The organism is Clostridioides sp. GD02404 (genome assembly GCF_045898275.1).
In the GTDB taxonomy this organism is placed as follows: Bacteria; Bacillota; Clostridia; order Peptostreptococcales; family Peptostreptococcaceae; genus Clostridioides; species Clostridioides difficile_A.
Map to the genome: position 1 here is coordinate 1 of NZ_JBJOCA010000083.1, position 308 is coordinate 308.

At 51.6% G+C, this 308-nt stretch carries 3 tRNA genes; all 3 read right to left on the reverse strand.

Annotated elements, in window-relative coordinates:
• Positions 1-60 precede the first annotated feature (60 nt).
• The 3 genes from Q3287_RS19580 to Q3287_RS19590 all read right to left on the reverse strand — a co-directional run bounded on the left by Q3287_RS19580 (position 61) and on the right by Q3287_RS19590 (position 306).
• Positions 61-136: transfer RNA gene (locus tag Q3287_RS19580), tRNA-Lys, on the reverse strand.
• Between the two features lie 8 nt (positions 137-144).
• Positions 145-220, reverse strand: a tRNA-Gln gene (locus Q3287_RS19585).
• A gap of 9 nt (positions 221-229) precedes the next feature.
• Positions 230-306 (reverse strand) — tRNA-Arg (locus Q3287_RS19590).
• Positions 307-308: the final 2 nt, after the last annotated feature.

Genomic DNA, 308 nt, shown 5'->3' on the forward strand with positions numbered 1-308 from the left:
CCCTTTCGAAGTCACTGGTTTTCAAGACCAGCTCCTTAAACCACTCGGACACCTCTCCATTGGTGATCTATCCGCGACTCGAACGCGGGACACCCTGATTAAAAGTCAGGTGCTCTACCGACTGAGCTAATAGACCATGTTATTTGGCTGGGGATGCAGGACTCGAACCTACGCATACATGAGTCAAAGTCATGTGCCTTACCGACTTGGCTAATCCCCAATATATATGTGGTGAGCGCACAGGGATTCGAACCCCGGACACACGCCTTAGAAGGGCGTTGCTCTATCCAGCTGAGCTATGCACCCAC